Annotated in this window: 16 protein-coding genes; 15 read left to right on the top strand and 1 reads right to left on the bottom strand. The window is 65.1% G+C overall.

Annotated features, from left to right (window positions below; genetic code table 11):
* Positions 1–87 precede the first annotated feature (87 nt).
* The 7 genes from topA (at position 88) to C8D95_RS01495 (ending at position 7887) form a co-directional block, all read left to right on the top strand.
* On the top strand, positions 88–2622 hold the full coding sequence (gene topA, locus C8D95_RS01525; RefSeq protein ID WP_109757375.1) for a type I DNA topoisomerase: 2535 nt from the start codon (positions 88–90) through the stop codon (positions 2620–2622).
* A 115-nt stretch (positions 2623–2737) separates the two neighbouring features.
* The gene (locus tag C8D95_RS01520; RefSeq protein WP_109757374.1) at positions 2738–3289 is read left to right on the top strand and encodes a L,D-transpeptidase; all 552 of its coding nucleotides are present in this window, start codon (positions 2738–2740) and stop codon (positions 3287–3289) included.
* Positions 3290–3380: 91 nt separating this feature from the next.
* The gene (locus tag C8D95_RS01515; RefSeq protein ID WP_109757373.1) at positions 3381–4085 is read left to right on the top strand and encodes a CoA transferase subunit A; all 705 of its coding nucleotides are present in this window, start codon (positions 3381–3383) and stop codon (positions 4083–4085) included.
* 3 nt (positions 4086–4088) lie between these two features.
* Complete coding sequence (locus C8D95_RS01510; protein ID WP_109757372.1) at positions 4089–4727, top strand: 3-oxoacid CoA-transferase subunit B; 639 nt, start codon at positions 4089–4091, stop codon at positions 4725–4727.
* Between the two features lie 118 nt (positions 4728–4845).
* Positions 4846–5856 carry a lysylphosphatidylglycerol synthase transmembrane domain-containing protein gene (locus tag C8D95_RS01505; RefSeq protein WP_109757930.1) on the top strand — a complete coding sequence of 337 codons (1011 nt, stop codon included), beginning with the start codon at positions 4846–4848 and terminating at the stop codon, positions 5854–5856.
* Positions 5840–7153 (top strand): FAD-binding oxidoreductase, encoded by a 1314-nt coding sequence (locus C8D95_RS01500; RefSeq protein WP_109757371.1) that lies wholly within the window; start codon positions 5840–5842, stop codon positions 7151–7153. Before C8D95_RS01505 ends, C8D95_RS01500 begins: the two co-directional genes overlap by 17 nt.
* Entirely contained in the window at positions 7150–7887 is a 738-nt protein-coding gene (locus C8D95_RS01495) for an SDR family NAD(P)-dependent oxidoreductase (RefSeq protein WP_109757370.1), read from the top strand. The genes C8D95_RS01500 and C8D95_RS01495 overlap by 4 nt, the downstream gene beginning before the upstream one ends.
* Here C8D95_RS01495 and C8D95_RS01490 read toward each other — a convergent pair.
* Positions 7884–8831 carry a lytic transglycosylase domain-containing protein gene (locus C8D95_RS01490; protein WP_109757369.1) on the bottom strand — a complete coding sequence of 316 codons (948 nt, stop codon included), beginning with the start codon at positions 8829–8831 and terminating at the stop codon, positions 7884–7886. The two genes, C8D95_RS01495 and C8D95_RS01490, sit on opposite strands and share 4 nt — an antisense overlap.
* 345 nt (positions 8832–9176) lie before the next feature.
* On the opposite strand from C8D95_RS01490, the gene C8D95_RS01485 reads away from it, so the two are divergent.
* The 8 genes from C8D95_RS01485 to C8D95_RS01450 all read left to right on the top strand — a co-directional run bounded on the left by C8D95_RS01485 (position 9177) and on the right by C8D95_RS01450 (position 16710).
* Positions 9177–9368 (top strand): Flp family type IVb pilin, encoded by a 192-nt coding sequence (locus C8D95_RS01485; protein ID WP_109757929.1) that lies wholly within the window; start codon positions 9177–9179, stop codon positions 9366–9368.
* Between the two features lie 208 nt (positions 9369–9576).
* Positions 9577–9765 (top strand): Flp family type IVb pilin, encoded by a 189-nt coding sequence (locus tag C8D95_RS01480; protein ID WP_109757368.1) that lies wholly within the window; start codon positions 9577–9579, stop codon positions 9763–9765.
* Positions 9766–9919: 154 nt separating this feature from the next.
* On the top strand, positions 9920–10759 hold the full coding sequence (gene cpaB / locus C8D95_RS01475; RefSeq protein ID WP_109757367.1) for a Flp pilus assembly protein CpaB: 840 nt from the start codon (positions 9920–9922) through the stop codon (positions 10757–10759).
* Between the two features lie 216 nt (positions 10760–10975).
* A complete protein-coding gene (locus tag C8D95_RS01470; RefSeq protein ID WP_109757366.1) occupies positions 10976–12400 on the top strand; it encodes a type II and III secretion system protein family protein in 1425 nt (474 codons plus the stop codon).
* A 5-nt stretch (positions 12401–12405) separates the two neighbouring features.
* Positions 12406–12795, top strand: a complete 390-nt coding sequence (locus C8D95_RS01465; RefSeq protein WP_109757365.1) for a hypothetical protein — start codon at positions 12406–12408, stop codon at positions 12793–12795.
* Between the two features lie 220 nt (positions 12796–13015).
* Complete coding sequence (locus C8D95_RS01460) at positions 13016–14263, top strand: CpaE/TadZ family protein (protein ID WP_109757364.1); 1248 nt, start codon at positions 13016–13018, stop codon at positions 14261–14263.
* 20 nt (positions 14264–14283) lie between these two features.
* Positions 14284–15735 carry a TadA family conjugal transfer-associated ATPase gene (locus tag C8D95_RS01455; RefSeq protein ID WP_206508416.1) on the top strand — a complete coding sequence of 484 codons (1452 nt, stop codon included), beginning with the start codon at positions 14284–14286 and terminating at the stop codon, positions 15733–15735.
* 6 nt (positions 15736–15741) lie between these two features.
* Complete coding sequence (locus tag C8D95_RS01450) at positions 15742–16710, top strand: type II secretion system F family protein (protein ID WP_206508414.1); 969 nt, start codon at positions 15742–15744, stop codon at positions 16708–16710.
* The last annotated feature ends 1 nt before the right edge of the window (position 16711 follow it).

Raw genomic sequence — 16711 nt, 5'->3', positions numbered from 1 at the left:
CTGCGGCACCGGGCGGGGCGGATTGACATTCCGGGCCCCGAACCCACATGTTCCGCCGCCAATGCCCCCGGCCCCGAAAGGACCTTCATGCCCGTTGTCGTCGTCGAGTCCCCCGCCAAGGCGAAGACCATCAACAAGTACCTCGGCAAGGACTACACGGTGCTGGCGAGCTATGGTCACGTCCGCGACCTGCCCGCGAAGGACGGTTCGGTCGATCCCGACCAGGGTTTCGAGATGACCTGGGAGGTCGCCGCCGACTCGAAGAAGCACATCAAGGCCATCGCCGACGCGCTGAAGGACGACCCCTCCCTGATCCTCGCCACCGACCCCGACCGCGAGGGCGAGGCGATCTCGTGGCACCTGGAAGAGACGCTGAGGAACCGCAAGGCGCTGAAGAAGGACACGCCCGTCAGCCGAGTCGTGTTCAACGCCATCACCAAGACCGCCGTCACCGAGGCGATGAAGAACCCGCGCCAGGTCGACAAGGATCTCGTCGACGCCTACCTCGCGCGCCGGGCGCTCGACTATCTCGTCGGCTTCAACCTCTCGCCCGTTCTCTGGCGCAAGCTTCCGGGCGCACGCTCGGCGGGACGCGTGCAGTCGGTCTGCCTCCGGATCATCGTCGAGCGCGAGATGGAGATCGAGGCCTTCCAGGCCCGCGAATACTGGAGCGTCACCGCCCTTCTCGCGACGCCCCGGGGACAGGAGTTCGAGGCGCGCCTGACCGTCCTCGGCGGCAAGAAGCTCGACCGTTTCGACATCGCCAACGCAACCGCTGCGGAAATGGCCGTGCAGGCCATCACGTCGCGCGACCTGACGGTCAAGTCGGTCGAGGCCAAGCCCGCCAGCCGCAACCCCTCCGCCCCCTTCATGACCTCGACGCTTCAGCAGGAGGCAAGCCGCAAGTTCGGCTTCGGCGCGCGCCAGACGATGAACGCAGCGCAGCGGCTCTATGAAGCAGGCCATATCACCTACATGCGGACCGACGGCATCGACATGGCGCCCGAGGCGGTCATGGCGGCGCGCGACGCGATCAAGGCGCGCTATGGCGCAGCCTATGTCCCCGACAGCCCGCGCATGTACAAGAACAAGGCCAAGAACGCGCAGGAAGCGCACGAGTGTATCCGCCCGACCGAGATGACGGCGGATGCCGCCGCGCTCAAGTTGACCGACGGCGACCAGCGCAAGCTCTACGACCTGATCTGGAAGCGGACGCTCTCCAGCCAGATGGAAGCCGCGCGGCTCGAGCGGACAACGGTCGACATCGCCAGCGCCGACCAGCAGGTCGAGCTGCGGGCGACGGGCCAGGTCGTCCTCTTCGACGGCTTCCTCAAGATCTACGAGGAAGGCCGTGACGAACCGGAGGACGGCGACGACAAGGTCCTGCCCCAGATCATGCAGGGCGAGACGGCCGCAAAGAAATCCATCACGCCCGAGCAGCATTTCACCCAGCCGCCGCCACGCTACACCGAGGCGACGCTCGTGAAGAAGATGGAGGAGATCGGCATCGGCCGTCCCTCGACCTACGCCTCGATCGTCACCACCATCCAGGAGCGGGGCTATGTCCGGAAGGACAAGAACCGCCTCATCCCCGAGGACAAGGGGCGGCTCGTGACGGCCTTCCTGTCGAACTACTTCCGCAAGTACGTCGGCTACGAATTCACCGCCAACCTCGAAGAGGAACTCGACGACATCACCGCCGGCAGCCGACAATGGACCGAGGTGCTGGCCCGCTTCTGGCGCGACTTCAAGGCGGCGGTCGAAGAGACGGCCGAGCTTCGGATCACCGACGTCCTCGAGAAGATCAACGAGGTGCTGGAACCCCACCTCTTCCCGCCCACCGCCGACGGCAGCGACCCGCGCCTCTGTCCGAATTGCGGACAGGGCCGCCTGTCGATGCGCACCGCACGTTCGGGCGGGGCCTTCATCGGATGCTCGAACTACCCCGAGTGCCGCTACACCCGACCCTTCGGCCCTCCGGGCATGGACGACGGCGACGAGATCGGGCCGGACGGCAAGCTCCTCGGCATGGACGGCGACGACGAGATCCGCGTGATGAAGGGCCGCTTCGGCCCCTACGTCCAGCGCGGGAAGGTCACCGACGAGCAGCCGAAACCGCCGCGCGCAAGCCTGCCCAAGGGTTGGGACGCGGCCGGCATCGACCTCGAGAAGGCGCTGATGCTCCTGTCGCTCCCGCGCGAGGTCGGCCCCCACCCCGAAGACGGCGAGATGATCGAGGCCGGGATCGGGCGCTATGGACCCTACGTCAAGCACGGCAAGCTCTACGCGAACCTCCCCGAGGTCGACGAGGTCTTCTCCATCGGGATGAACCGCGCGGTCGAGGAACTGGCGAAGAAAGTCGCCTCGCGCGGCGGTCGCGGCGCGGCAGTGCCCCCCTTGGCAGAACTGGGCGAACACCCCGAAAAGGGCGGCATCGTTCAGGTGATGAGCGGGCGGTATGGGCCCTATGTAAAATGGGGCAAGGTCAACGCCACGCTTCCCAAGGAAACCGATCCGCAAGCGGTCGACATGGACCTCGCCGTGAAGCTGATCGCCGAGCGTGAGGACAAGGGCGGCGGCAAGAAGAAGGCCGCACCGCGGAAGAAGAAAGCGGCGGGTTGAGGCCTGCGGGCCTCACATATCTGGAATGACGAATATGTTACTGGTGCGCGCGGAGGGGGTCTGAAAGGGTCCGGCCACGACCGAAACCCGCAGCAAGACCAAGAAGGCAGTTCGTATGTCCAAGACCCCTTTCCTCTCCCGCCGCAGCTTTGTCGCGTCCACCGCCGCGGCCCTCTCCGCACCCTCGATCCTCCGCGCGCAGGAGACGATCCACAACATCTCCAGCTTCCGCCGACAGGACTGGCGCGATCACTTCGAGACCCTTGGCGTCGCCACCGTCGTGGCCGACACGAGTTCACGCGCCCTGCACTTCTGGAACGCCGACGATACCGACTATCGCGTTTTTCCGACCTCGGTTCCGAGAACCGACGAGCTGACTAAGCGCGGCTATACCCAGGTCGTTCGCAAGAAGATCGGGCCAAGCTGGACACCGACGCCTTCGCAGATAGAACGCGATCCGGAATTGAAACCGATTGCCGCTGGCCCCGACAACCCGCTCGGCACCCACGCCATGTACCTCGACTGGCCGGCCTACATCATCCACGGCACCCACGACACGCGCAAGATCGGCCGCCGCTCGTCGGATGGTTGCATCGGTCTCTACAACCCGTCGATCGAGGAGCTTTTCGCGCTCTGTCCGGTCGGGACGCAAGTCCGCCTGATCTGACCTTTCCCAACCCCGCTTGCCGCGGTGCGGCGATTGACTTCACCCCGGGCGGACGGCAAACCTGCCCGGGACACGGCGGGGAGATAGCTGCATGAAGAAAGTGTTCGCCAACGCGACCGAGGCGCTCGACGGCCTCCTGCACGACGGGATGCTGATCGCCGCCGGAGGGTTCGGCCTCTGCGGTATCCCCGAGCTTCTGATCGAGGCGATCCGCGAGAGCGGCGTCAAGAATATCTCGGTCGCCTCGAACAACGCGGGCGTCGACGACTTCGGACTCGGCCGCCTGCTCGAGACCCGGCAGATCTCGAAGATGATCTCGTCCTACGTCGGCGAGAACGCGGAATTCATGCGCCAGTACCTCTCGGGCGAACTCGAGCTGGAGTTCAACCCGCAGGGCACGCTGGCCGAGCGGATGCGGGCGGGCGGATGCGGCATCCCCGGCTTCTATACCAAGACCGGCGTCGGCACCGTCATCGCCGAGGGCAAGGACCACAAGGACTTCGACGGCCAGACCTACATCCTCGAGCGCGGCATCGTCGCCGACCTCGCCATCGTGAAGGCTTGGAAGGCCGACACCACCGGCAACGCGATCTTTCGCAAGACGGCCCGCAACTTCAATCCGCCGGCCGCGATGTGCGGCCGCGTCTGCGTGATGGAGGTCGAGGAGATCGTCGAGCCCGGCGCGCTCGACCCCGACGCCATCCACCTGCCCGGCATCTACGTCCATCGCCTGATCCAGGGCGACCACGAGAAACGGATCGAACAGCGCACCCTGCGCAAGCGTGAGGAGGCCTGAGACATGGCGGACGAACTGAAGGGCTGGGACCGCAACCAGATGGCCGAACGGGCCGCGCAGGAACTCGAGGACGGCATGTATGTCAACCTCGGCATCGGCATTCCGACGCTGGTGGCGAACTACGTCGGCGACAAGGACATCACGCTCCAGTCCGAGAACGGGATGCTGGGCATGGGTCCCTTCCCCTATGAAGGCGACGAGGATCCCGACCTCATCAACGCCGGCAAGCAGACCATCACCGAGGTGCCGCGCACGGCCTACTTCGACAGCGCGACCAGCTTCGGCATGATCCGGGGCGGCAAGATCGCGGCCGCCATCCTGGGCGCCATGGAGGTGTCCGAGAAGGGCGACCTGGCGAACTGGATGATCCCCGGCAAGCTCGTGAAGGGCATGGGGGGTGCGATGGACCTCGTTGCGGGCGTGGGCCGCGTGATCGTCGTGATGGACCACACGAACAAGCACGGTGAATCGAAGGTGCTGAAGGAATGCACCCTGCCGCTGACCGGCAAGGGCGTGGTCGACATGATCATCACCAACCTCGGCGTCCTCGAGGTCGGTCGGAAGGGCCTGCACATCGTCGAATGCGCTCCCGGCATAAGCCACGACGAGATCCGCGCGGCAACCGAAGCGACGGTCGTCTGAGACATCCCGACGCTGTCGCGAAGCGATCCACAAAATCGCTTTGCGCACTTATATTGTTGCGGCGGAACTTCATATTGTCGCCTCAATCCATGATTATCGGCAGTCGATGGCCATGACGATGACGCCAAGACTTTCCCCTCGGGCGACAAGCGCCGCGGCAGGCCCGCGGCGCTGGCGCGATCTGGCCATTCTCGCGGCGCTTCTGGTGTTCGTGGTCCTCGGCTTCGCGGGCCTCGCCTCGGCCACCGGCTGGACCGAGACTTGGGCTGCCCTCGGTGCCCTGTCCCCGGCCGCGATGGCGGCTCTGCTGACCCTCTCGCTCGTCAACTACCTGGCTCGCGGACTGCGCTGGCATCTCTTCGCCGGTCAGCTTGGCCTGCCGACAACGATAGGGCAGGACCTGCGGCATTTCATCGGCGGCTTCGCCATGTCGGTCACGCCGGGGCGCCTCGGCGAACTGGTGCGGATGCGCTGGATCGGGCGCGAGACCGGGTGGCGCTTCGACCGCACGGCCCCCCTCGCCCTCGTCGACCGGGCGGCAGACCTCGCCGCAATGGCCGCGCTGATCGCTCTATCGGTCGCCTTCTCGGCCACCGGCCTCGCAGGGGCCGTGCCGGTGGCCATCCTGGCCTTTGCGGCCGCCTTCGTCGCAACGCGACCGTCGCTTCTCCGTGCCATCGCAGGCACCGGACACCGCGCGACGGGCCGTCGTCTTCCGCGCCTCTTCGCCCGCCTCCGCCGCGCCGCCTTGTCACTCGACGCCTTCTCGCGTCCCTCGGCCCTTCTGATCGCCGGCCTGCTCGGCACCGGCGGCTGGCTGGCCGAAGGCTATGCCTTCCACCTTCTGCTCGGGTGGATGGGGGCCGAGGTGCCCTTCTGGCGGGCGGTCGGCATCTTCGTCTTCGCCACGCTCGCCGGCGGGCTCACTGGGGCACCGGGCGGACTTGGCGGAGCAGAGGCGGCGATGGTCGCCCTTCTCGCCCTCGACGGCGTGCCGGTCGAGACCGCATTGCCCGCGACGCTGGTGATCCGCGTGACGACGCTCTGGTTCGCGCTTGGCCTCGGTCTGCTGGTTTTCCCCTATGCCGAGCGTCTTTCGAAAAGGACCGCCGATGCGCTGGAAATCTAGCGACTACGCCGGCTGGGGCCGCGTCCTTCGCGCGTCGGGCGAGGTTGCGCGACCCGAACGCGCGGCGGCTGTCGCACAAGCGACCGCCGACACCCCGAGCCCCGCGATCGGGATGCGGCGCAGCTATGGCGACGCCTGCCTCAACGACGGCGGACGTGTCATCGACATGACCCGTCTCGACCGCGTCCTCGACTTCGACGCGACCACCGGCGAGATCCACGTCGAGGCGGGCGCAATGATCGGCGAATTGCTTGCGACCTTCTCGCCGCGCGGCTGGCTGCCGCCCGTCATGCCGGGAACCGGCTTCGCCACCGTGGGCGGCGGCATCTGCATGGACGTCCACGGCAAGAACCACCACGGTGCGGGAAGCCTAGGCCAGCATGTGACCGAGATCACGCTGATGACCGGCGACGGCCCGCGGACGATCACCCCAAAAGACGATGCGCCGCTCTTCAAGGCGACAGTCGGCGGACTGGGTCAGACCGGCCCGATCCTTTCGGCCCGCTTCCGGCTCCTCAAGGCCAAGGGCGACGTGATGGTCGTGACCGAGAGACGCGTGCAGGACTGGGACGAGTTCCTTCACCTTCTCGACGCCTCGGACGCCACCTATTCCGTGGGTTGGATCGACGCCACCGCGCGAGGCCTCTCGCTCGGACGCGGCATCCTCGAGGAGGCGGAGACCGGCGGCGGTCTCGTCCGCCCAGCCAAACGCGGCCGCAAGGTCCCGATGGACGCGCCCGGCCTTACGCTGTCCCCGCCCGTCGTCCGCGCCTTCAACGCGGCCTATTGGCGGCGCGTGCCGGCCTCGGGTCGGACCCTCGTCAAACCGGTCGACGACTTCTTCTTTCCACTCGACAAGATCCACGACTGGAACCGGCTCTACGGCAAGCGGGGCTTTCACCAGTTCCAGTGCGTCGTGCCGCTGGCCGAGGCCGACCGCCTGCGCGGTATCCTTGAGAAGGTCGCGAATTCGGGGCTGGCCTCACCGCTGGCGGTGCTCAAACGCACCGGCCCCGGACGCGCGGGGTTTCTGTCCTTCCCGATGGAGGGCTATACGCTCGCCGTCGACTTCCCGAATCGCACGGGCGCCGAACGCCTGATCCGCGACCTGATCCGCATGGCCGCCGAAGCGGGCGGGCGGATCTACTTCGCCAAGGACTCGGTGGCGTCTCCCGAAGCGGTGCGAGGCATGTACTCCGAGCAGGGCCAGTGGCTGGACGAGGTCGAGCGGATCGATCCCGGTGCCGCCTTTGCGACCGACCTGGTACGGCGCCTGAAGCTGAGGGAACGGACATGAGCACCACCTGGATTGTCCTCGGCGCGACCTCGACCATCGCGCGGCACTTCGCGCGCCTCGTCGCGGCGAAGGGCGACGGCCTGATCCTGGCTGGCCGCGACATGGAGGAACTTCGCCGTTCGGCCGCCGACGGCCTCGCCCGCGGCGCGCCTCTGGCCGAGGCGATGGCCTTCGACGCGCGCGACCCGGCATCCTTCGATCCCCTGCTCGACCGTCTGCGCGCCATCGGCGGCAGCATCAGCGTCGCCGTCTTCGTCGGCTCCATGCCATCGCAGGAGGACATCGACGCCGATCCTTCTCTTGTCGATGGAACCGTCACCGACAGCTTCACCGGCCCGGCGCGGTTCCTGACTGCCGTCGCCCCGATCCTCGAGGAGCGCGGCATGGGCACCGTCGTGGGCGTGGGTTCGGTCGCGGGCGACCGGGGGCGGCTCGGCAACTACGTCTACGGCGCCTCGAAGGCGGGCTTCCATGCCTATCTTTCGGGCCTCCGCAATCGTCTGGGACGGTCGGGCGTCCATGTCGTAACCGTCAAGCCCGGCACCGTGGATACGGCAATGACCTGGGGCATGGACAAGCTGCCCTTCCTCGCCCCGCCCGAGAAGGTGGCGGCCGACATCCTCCGCGCCGTCGAGCGCAGGACGGACGTCCTTTATACACCATTCATATGGTGGCCGGTGATGACGGTGATCCGCGCCATCCCCGAGCGCATCTTCAAGAAGATGAAGATCTAACCGTCGTTCGCCAGCCGAGGCCCCACGAAGACGCAGCCGTCGCTGACGAGGTCCGGCGTGGTGGAGCAGAGCGTCCGCGCAAGGTTCCAGGCCGCCAGCACCTTCGGCACATAGCCCCGGGTCTCGGCGTAGGGCGGGACGCCGTCATAGGCCATCACCGCGCCCTCGCCCGCGTTGTAGCCGGCCAGGGCCATGACGGGATCACGGTTGAACTCGTTCATCAGCCAGTCGAGGTAGGCAACTCCGCCCTTGATGTTCTGACGGGGGTCAAGGCTGTCCTTGACGCCGAACCGCTCCGCCGTCGCCGGCATGAGCTGCATGATCCCCTGCGCGCCCGCATGGCTCTTGGCCTTGACCTTGCCGCCGCTCTCGACGGCGATGACGGCCAGCACGAGCGCGGGAGAGACCTGGGTGCCGACGGTCGACATCAGGATGTCCGACCCGTGCTCGTCAATGATGCCCTGAAGCATCTGAAGCCGGGGCGTGCCGATCTTCAGCGCCTCTTTCTGGATCGTCGCCATCGCGGCGCTGAACCGTGCCGCACTGTCGGTGCCGCGGTCGGGCGACACCAGCGCCCAGTACCAGTCCCAGTCAGTCGGCGCTTCGGGCACGACACCCTCGGGCAACTGAAGCGCCGCCTTGGGCCGGGGATCGCCCGGTCGGCGCGGCGACTGCCCGGGCGTGATGCGATATATCTCGGCGTCGGGATCGACCTGCACCGTGATGCGCTTGCCGACGCCGGCCGTCGGCAGTCCGACGCGCCGAAAGGTGAAGTCCTTGCGCACATCGGGCGCTGGCACGGCTTCAGGCGCGGCCACAGCCTCTACACCTGCGTCCGCCTGGGCCGTTTCGACTGTCGTGTCCGCTGCGTCCTGCGCGCCGGCGGGGCTCTGCGCGACGAGCAGACACGCGATCGCCGCTGTCCTGCCGATTCCCGTAAGCATTGTCCCGTAAGCCTTTCTCAATTCTTTTGTCGTGAATCTCGCAGAATCTGGCAGGTCAGACCAGCGCGTTCTGGATGCATTGTTCGCGGCGTCGGGATAGTGCACCACTCCGCACCGGAATTGGAGGCGTCGCAGAGTCGGTTAGAACATATATTATCGTTTATATTCATCAGCTTATCATATTTTTCAGGAATTCTTCATACGGCTGGAAAATTGTACGAACGACGCCAAACTCTCGCCACGTTTACACGGCCATATAGGGCCATCCCGAGACGGACGGACCGTTTGTGAGAGGGCGGTTCGGGATCGTGGAGGGCCAACTGAGCGTGCTCAATGGAGGGACATATGAAACTGTTCAACGCTTTTCTGAATGATGAATCCGGCGCCGTCACGGTTGACTGGGTTGTGCTGACCGCTGCCATCGTCGGCCTCGGCATCGCTGTTCTGACCTCGGTCGGTGGTGGTACCACGAGCCTGGCCAACAAGGTCTCGTCGCACATGGCGACCCAGAGCGTCACCACCGCTTACGGCGGCTGACGCTATCCTGTCGGTTCCGCACCCGGAACCGGCCGCGGGTACAGAGAAGGGGCTGCGCGGCGCGTGGCCCTTTTTCTTTACCTGAATTGGAAACGGTCTGGCGACACCACGAGGGACCGTGATGCCGCCGCAGTAAGGCCATAATGTCCTGTGACACTTTCCACGGGACGACGATTGCCTCGACGGGCAAAGATCTACGGAGTTGTACATGCGTGCCTACATTCAAAACTTCTGTCGCGACGAAGACGGTGCCGTCACCGTCGACTGGGTCGTGCTGACGGCGGCGATCGTCGGTATGGGCGTCATCGTGGTGACAACCGTGGCTCGGGGAGCGCTCGACCACTCTTCGGGCCTCAACAGCCACCTCGCGAACGCTGACGTGACCACGTCTTATTGACCTCGCGAAGATTGCACGCGGTCACGTCGACATTGCACGACTTGACCGCGTTCAATCCACGCTTTCGCCACAATCCTGCGCCATTCCCTGACGAAATGATGAGGGTGCGGCACGGAACGGTCGCCATCACCCGAGCCACCTGAGAGGGACCGATATGCGTTTTGTGTTTGGACTCGTCTTGCTGATCGGCATTGGTCTGGCAGGCGCCGCCGTCTATATGGCGAAGGACTTCATCGGCCAGCAGCAGGCCCAGCTCGCCGAAGCCGAAGCGGCCAAGTTGGCAATCGTGCCGACGAAGGACGTCTTCGTGGTCAACAAACAGCTTCGCTACGGTCAGCGCCTCACCAAGGAGGACGTCACGACCGTCCGCTGGCCCGAGGCAGGTATTCCCGAAGGCGCCTTCGCGTCCGAGGAAGAACTCTTTCCCGCAGGCACTGACTCCCTGCGTTCGGTCCTTCGTACGATGGAGCCGGGCGAGGCTGTCATGTCCATGAAGGTGACCGAGCCCGGACAGATGGCCGGCGTGGCCTCGCGCCTCGCGAAGGGAATGCGCGCTTTCGCGATCAACACCGACGTGACCTCGGGCGTCTCCGGCTTCCTGCGTCCCGGCGACCGCGTCGACGTCTACTGGACCGGCTCCGTCGGTAACGGTCAGGTGGTCACGAAGCTCATCCAGACGAACGTCCTCATCATCGCCATCGACCAGTCGGCGGACGAGGACCGCAACAGCCCCATCGTCGCCAGGACTGTGACGGTCGAACTCACCCCGCAGCACGTCGCTGCGCTCGCCCAGGCCCAATCGGCCGGACGTCTGTCCCTGTCTCTTCTGGGCGTCGAGGACACGACGACCGCGGAAGCGGTCGAGGTCGACCTGAGGGACGTCCTCGGGATCGAGGAGCAGAAAGTGGTCGAGACGGTCGAGGAAGAGAAATGCTTCGTCCGCCGCCGGAACGGCGAAGAGATCATCTCGGTCCCGATCCCCTGCACCAACTGAGACCATCGCGCAGTCGCGAAGACCCCTCAAGCGCGCCACCACATCCGGTGGCGCGCTTTGTTTTTGACGCTACCATTACCGTTGTGTTGCGCCTCGCCCACATCAGCATGGTCATCCAAACCTCTGATTGTTGAAAAATTTCCAACATTGCCTCATCGTCCGCGATATAAGGGCGCAGACCCGGAAAACTGAGGCGTGATCGGAAAGGCAGGTCACATGACTTTTGATAGATTCTTGAAGGCGACGCTATTGAGCATCGCCGTAACGGCCGCGACGGCATCCCCAGGCGGGGCGCAGTCATTGACCATCATGGAAGGGGAGACGACAACGGCACTCCAGGTTCCGCTGAACCGGGCAGTCGTGGTCGAAGCTGAAAATCCCTTTGCTGAACTTTCTATCGCTAACCCGGGCATCGCGGACATCTCGACATTGTCCGACCGCACGATCTACGTCCTCGGCAAGGCGCCGGGACGCACGACGCTGACGCTTCTCGGCCCCGACGGCCGGCTCATCACGAACGTCGAGGTCCAGGTGACCCCCGACATCGCCGAGTTCAAGGAGCGTCTGCGGCAAATCCTTCCCGGCGAAGGCATCGAGGTCCGCACCGCGAACGACGGCATCGTCCTGTCGGGCGTGGTCTCCTCGATCGAAAAGCTCGACCGGGCACTCGACCTGGCCAGCCGCTATGCGCCTGATCGGGTCTCGAACCTCATGGTCGTGGGCGGCACTCACCAGGTGATGCTCAAGGTGCGCTTCGCAGAAGTGCAGCGTACCGTGCTGAAGAGCCTCTCGTCGGGCCTCTCGATCGTCGAGGCTGGCTCCGACGCGGCGATTTCGGCCGCGGGCGGCTCTGGTTCGCTTGTTCCGGGCTCCAGCATCGGTGCGCCGGGCTCGACCATCCTGAACCTGAACAGCGCCGTCGCTGGACAGGCCGCAGTCGGCTTCGACATCGGCAGCGTGGCCTTTGCCGTGCTTCTGCAAGCGCTCGAGGAAAAAGACCTCGTCCGCACTCTCGCCGAACCGAACCTGGTCGCGCTCAGCGGTCAGCAGGCCAGCTTCCTCGCCGGTGGCGAGTATCCGATCCCCGTCGTCGACGACGACGGCGGCGTTACCATCGAGTACAAGCCCTTCGGCATCCAGCTTACCTTCACGCCCCGAGTGATCGACGGATCCCGGATCAACCTCGAACTGAACGCGGCGGTTTCGGCCATCGACGGTCAGACCACGATCACCAACGCGGGCTTCGCGATCAACGGCTTCAGCCGCCGCGAGACCGAGACGACGGTCGAGATGATGGACGGGCAGAGCTTCGCGATCGCGGGTCTTCTGCAGGATGACTTCAACGACTCCGTCAACCAGGTGCCGTGGTTGGGCGACGTGCCGATCCTGGGCGCGCTCTTCCGCAGCACGAACTACCAGCGCAGCCAGTCGGAACTGGTCGTGATCATCACGCCGCACCTCGTATCGCCGACGTCTGGCGAAGCGCTGGCGCTGCCGACCGATCGCGTCCGCCCGCCCACGGAAAGCGAGCTGTTCCTCTTCGGACAGACCGCGCGTCCCGCAGGCGCACCCCGGAGCGGTGCTGCGGCCGAAGTGGCCAAGCAGGACTTCGCCGGCTCCTATGGCTATGTGATGGAGTGAGACCGATGACCATGAACATCAAAACCCTTCTGGTCGGCGCGGCCGCGCTCGCACTGACCGCCTGTGGCGAAGCCACCCCGTCCTGGAACGCCGAAGCAGGCGCCTTCATCGACGAGGGCGGGTTCGGGAACCCCACGATGCACAACATGATGGCGCAGAAATGCGCTGGTCAGGCGAAGGGATACATCGTCCCCGATCCGGTCGTGGCCCTGCATCCCTCCAGCACCGCGGCGAACCCGGTCTATGCCCGTGGCTCGATCCGCTGCTCAGGACAACTGAACGGCAAGTACGCTCAGGTGATCTGGCAGGAATACATCCGCAGCGCGGTTCCCCCCTCGACACTCGACGGTGGCGGCCTGCAGGCGATCGAAAGCGCGGCCGGCGGCGGCGCCTGATCCCAGCCACAGTATTGTTTCGAAGGGCGGCCAACGGCCGCCCTTCTTCTTTGGGATCGTTGTTCGAAATCGAATAATTACGATCTTTTAGCCTCAATGTCGCCAACTTTGCCGGGCACCTGTTGCGGGTCGGGCGACATACGTCGAGTCGCGTCTCGTCCGTTCAGAATGCCGTGTGTCCCGCGCAAACCGGGGCACCCATACGGAAGGACGTGAGGGTATGACGAGCAACGTGGCCTTGCAGGATGAACCCGAACCGATCGTGGCCTGCACGATCAGCCGGGATGTCCAGAATTTCGATCTGCTGATCGAGGACATGGAAAGCCTCTGCGGCGAGAATTGGGGCGACCTGTCGGTCGACGACGCCGGCCTCTTCTTCGACCAGCCCGAATCCGACACCCTCGAATTCGTCGTGATCGCCATCGACCAGGAGGACGAAGGCGACGCCGATCGCCTGGTCGACCTCGTCAAGCGCGCCTCGCAGCAGAAGATCAAGGTCCTGATCGTCGCGGAAGAGGTCAGCCCGATCCTCCTGCACCGCCTCCTCAAGATCGGGGCACAGGAATTTATCCCCTACCCCCTGCCCGACGGCGCGCTCAACGACGCCATCGAGCGGATGCGCGAACGCGCCAGCCAGGCCGAGATGGTCGCGGCGAACCTGCGCACAAACCTCAAGGCCACAGGCGACCGCGACGGCGTCGTGATCCCGGTCCACGGCCTGGCCGGCGGCACGGGCGCCACGACCTTCGCTGTCAACCTCGCGTGGGAGCTTGCCAACATCGACGAGGGCGACGAGGCGATGCGCGTCTGCCTGATCGATCTCGACCTCCAGTTCGGCTCGGTTTCGACCTACCTCGACCTGCCCCGCCGCGAGGCCGTCTTCGAGCTTCTCCAGGACACCTCGTCCATGGACAGCGAAAGCTTCATGCAGGCGCTTCTGACCTACGAGGAAAAACTCCAGGTCATGACCGCGCCAAGCGAGCTCATCCCGCTCGACATCATCGGCCAAAAAGATGTCCAGAAGATCATCGAGATCGCCAAGTCGAACTTCGACTACGTTGTCATCGACATGCCGAAGACCGTCGTGATGTGGACCGAGACGGTCCTCACGGCGGCGCACGTCTACTTCGCGATGGTCGAGCTCGACATGCGGTCGGCCCAGAACACCCTGCGCGTCATCCGGGCGCTCAAGGGCGAGGATCTGCCCTACCAGAAGCTGCGCTACGTCCTGAACCGCGCGCCCGGCTTCACCGACCTCAACGGCAAGAGCCGCGTCAAGCGGATGGCCGAGAGCCTCGACATCAAGATCGAGGTCCTGATGCCCGACGGCAGCAAGCAGGTCGCGCAGTCGAACGATCACGGCGTGCCGCTCTCGGAAGTCGCCGCCAAGAACCCCCTTCGGAAAGAGATCCAGAAGCTGGCTCTCTCGATCCACGAAACGAACATCGCGGCCGCCGAAGGCGCCTGAGCTGAACAAGGAGCACTCCGTTGTTTTCCAAGTACAAGAAGGGCGACCAACCGCCCGGGAAGCCTGATCTCCAGCCGATCCAGGGCGGCCAGTCCCAGCTCACGTCCCGGCCCGTCTCGGTTCCGGCCCAGACGGGGAGCCGCCGTCAGGTCAGCCGCGTGCCGGGTCAGCCGGCGCCGGTCGACAAGGAAAAAAAGCGCAAGGAGCGTCTAGGCGAGATCAAGCTCGAGCTTCACAAGCGGCTTCTCGACAACCTGAACCTCGGTGCGCTCGAGACCGCTTCGGAAAGTGACCTCCGGTCCGAGATCGTCGCCATTTCGGGCGAAGCCTTGGACGAGATGGGCGTCGTCCTGAACCGCGAAGAGCGGCAGACGCTGAACCAGGACCTCTACGACGAGGTGACGGGCCTCGGCCCGCTCGAGCCGCTTCTGAAAGACGACTCGATCAACGATATTCTCGTGAACGGCCCGCAGCAGGTCTTCGTCGAACGCGCCGGCAAGCTCGAGTTGACCGACACGTCCTTCAAGGATGAACGCCACCTTCTGCGGATCATCGACAAGATCGTGTCCGCAGTGGGCCGGCGGGTCGACGAATCGAACCCCTATGTCGACGCCCGTCTCGCTGACGGCTCGCGTTTCAACGCGATGGTGCCTCCGATCGCGGTCGACGGCTCGCTGGTCTCGATCCGTAAGTTCAAGAAGGAAAAGCTTGCGGTCGACGACCTCGTCAACTTCGGCGCCTTCACCGAGGAAATGGCGGCCTACCTTCAGGCCGCAGTCGCCACCCGCCTCAACATCATCGTCTCGGGCGGTACAGGTTCGGGCAAGACGACCACGCTGAACGCGCTGTCGTCCTTCATCGACAACGCCGAGCGCATCCTGACGATCGAGGATACGGCGGAACTTCAGCTCCAGCAGACCCACGTCGGCCGGATGGAAAGCCGCCCCCCCAACGTCGAGGGCAAGGGCGCCGTCACGCAGCGCGACTGTCTGCGAAACGCCCTCCGGATGCGTCCAGACCGCATCATCGTCGGCGAGACGCGCGGCGAGGAAGTCATCGACATGCTCCAGGCCATGAACACGGGCCACGACGGGTCGATGACGACGATCCACGCCAACTCCGCCCGGGATGGCGTCAGTCGTCTCGAGAACATGATCGCGATGGCCGGCATCGAGATGCCCATCAAGGCGGTCCGCAGCCAGATCGCTTCGGCTGTGAACCTGATCGTGCAGGCGTCGCGCCTTCAGGACGGTTCGCGCCGGATGGTTTCGATCACCGAGGTGACGGGCATGGAAGGCGAGGTGATCTCGATGCAGGAGGTCTTCCGCTACCAGCGCGTCGGTCTCACTCCCGACAACAAGATCATCGGCCACTTCACGGCGACCGGCGTGCGCAGCCACTTCTCGGAACGCTTCCGGATGTGGGGCTACGACCTTCCGGCGCAGATCTTCGAACCCTTCGCCGCGGAGTAGCCTCAAATGGTCATCAGCGCAGAACCACTCATCTACGGCCTGATCTTCCTCGCGGTTCTCGCGCTGGTGCAGGGCATCTACCTGTCGGTCTTCGGCAAGTCGATCAGCCTCAACAGCCGCGTCAACCGCCGCCTCGAGATGCTCGAGAAGGGCGCCGGCCGCGAGCAGGTGCTGGAACAACTCCGCAAGGAAATGTCCCAGCACATGAAGTCGAAGTCGATCCCGCTCTATGCGATCCTCGCCGACAAGGCCCAGAAGGCGAACATCGCCTTCACGCCGGGCCAACTCATCATGGTGATGGGTGTGCTGACCGTCGTCGCCTTCTTCCTGCTGACCTTCGGCACGGCGGCCTCGCTGCCGATCCGGCTGGTCCTGTCGCTGATGATGGGCGTGGGCGCAGTCTACATCTGGGTTAACCGCACCGCCAAGAAGCGCCTGGGAATGCTGGCAGAACAGCTTCCCGACGCGGTCGAACTCATGGTGCGCTCGCTGCGCGTCGGCCACCCCTTCACCTCGGCTCTACAGATCGTCGCGAAAGAGGTGCCGGACCCGCTCGGCACGGAAATGGGCGTCATCTCGGACGAGGCCGCCTATGGCCGCGACGTGGGCGACGCGCTCAAGTCCATGGCGGAACGGATGGACATGCAGGACCTGCGCTTCCTCGCCGTCGCCGTGACGATCCAGCAGACCTCGGGCGGCAACCTGGCCGAGATCCTCGACGGTCTCGCCAAGGTCGTGCGCTCGCGCTTCCGCCTCTTCCGCCGGGTCAAGGCGATCACCGCCGAAGCGAAGTGGTCGGGCATGTTCCTGTCGCTGTTCCCGATCCTGGCGCTCGTGATGATCAACGTCATCCAGCCCAACTATTATGACGACGTGAAAGAGACGGCGTACTTCATCCCCGCCTGCCTCGTCGTCGCCGCCTTCCTCACCGTGAACATCTTCGTGATGCGCATGCTCGTGAACATCAAGGTCTAGG

The sequence above is a fragment of the Silicimonas algicola genome, from assembly GCF_003148765.1.
Lineage (GTDB): Bacteria > Pseudomonadota > Alphaproteobacteria > Rhodobacterales > Rhodobacteraceae > Silicimonas > Silicimonas algicola.
The sequence above is the reverse complement of the archived record's forward strand: the minus strand, read 5'-3'. Positions and strand labels throughout refer to the sequence as shown.

Bases quoted from the DNA above. Each gene is read 5' to 3' on its own strand.
- C8D95_RS01490 (WP_109757369.1), bottom strand. From the start codon at position 8,831: ATGCTTACGGGAATCGGCAGGACAGCGGCGATCGCGTGTCTGCTCGTC.
- C8D95_RS01520 (WP_109757374.1), top strand. From the start codon at position 2,738: ATGTCCAAGACCCCTTTCCTCTCCCGCCGCAGCTTTGTCGCGTCCACC.
- C8D95_RS01470 (WP_109757366.1), top strand. From the start codon at position 10,976: ATGACTTTTGATAGATTCTTGAAGGCGACGCTATTGAGCATCGCCGTA.
- C8D95_RS01480 (WP_109757368.1), top strand. From the start codon at position 9,577: ATGCGTGCCTACATTCAAAACTTCTGTCGCGACGAAGACGGTGCCGTC.
- topA (WP_109757375.1), top strand. From the start codon at position 88: ATGCCCGTTGTCGTCGTCGAGTCCCCCGCCAAGGCGAAGACCATCAAC.
- C8D95_RS01465 (WP_109757365.1), top strand. From the start codon at position 12,406: ATGACCATGAACATCAAAACCCTTCTGGTCGGCGCGGCCGCGCTCGCA.
- C8D95_RS01460 (WP_109757364.1), top strand. From the start codon at position 13,016: ATGACGAGCAACGTGGCCTTGCAGGATGAACCCGAACCGATCGTGGCC.
- C8D95_RS01495 (WP_109757370.1), top strand. From the start codon at position 7,150: ATGAGCACCACCTGGATTGTCCTCGGCGCGACCTCGACCATCGCGCGG.
- C8D95_RS01505 (WP_109757930.1), top strand. From the start codon at position 4,846: ATGACGCCAAGACTTTCCCCTCGGGCGACAAGCGCCGCGGCAGGCCCG.
- C8D95_RS01450 (WP_206508414.1), top strand. From the start codon at position 15,742: ATGGTCATCAGCGCAGAACCACTCATCTACGGCCTGATCTTCCTCGCG.
- C8D95_RS01510 (WP_109757372.1), top strand. From the start codon at position 4,089: ATGGCGGACGAACTGAAGGGCTGGGACCGCAACCAGATGGCCGAACGG.
- C8D95_RS01500 (WP_109757371.1), top strand. From the start codon at position 5,840: ATGCGCTGGAAATCTAGCGACTACGCCGGCTGGGGCCGCGTCCTTCGC.
- C8D95_RS01515 (WP_109757373.1), top strand. From the start codon at position 3,381: ATGAAGAAAGTGTTCGCCAACGCGACCGAGGCGCTCGACGGCCTCCTG.
- C8D95_RS01485 (WP_109757929.1), top strand. From the start codon at position 9,177: ATGAAACTGTTCAACGCTTTTCTGAATGATGAATCCGGCGCCGTCACG.
- cpaB (WP_109757367.1), top strand. From the start codon at position 9,920: ATGCGTTTTGTGTTTGGACTCGTCTTGCTGATCGGCATTGGTCTGGCA.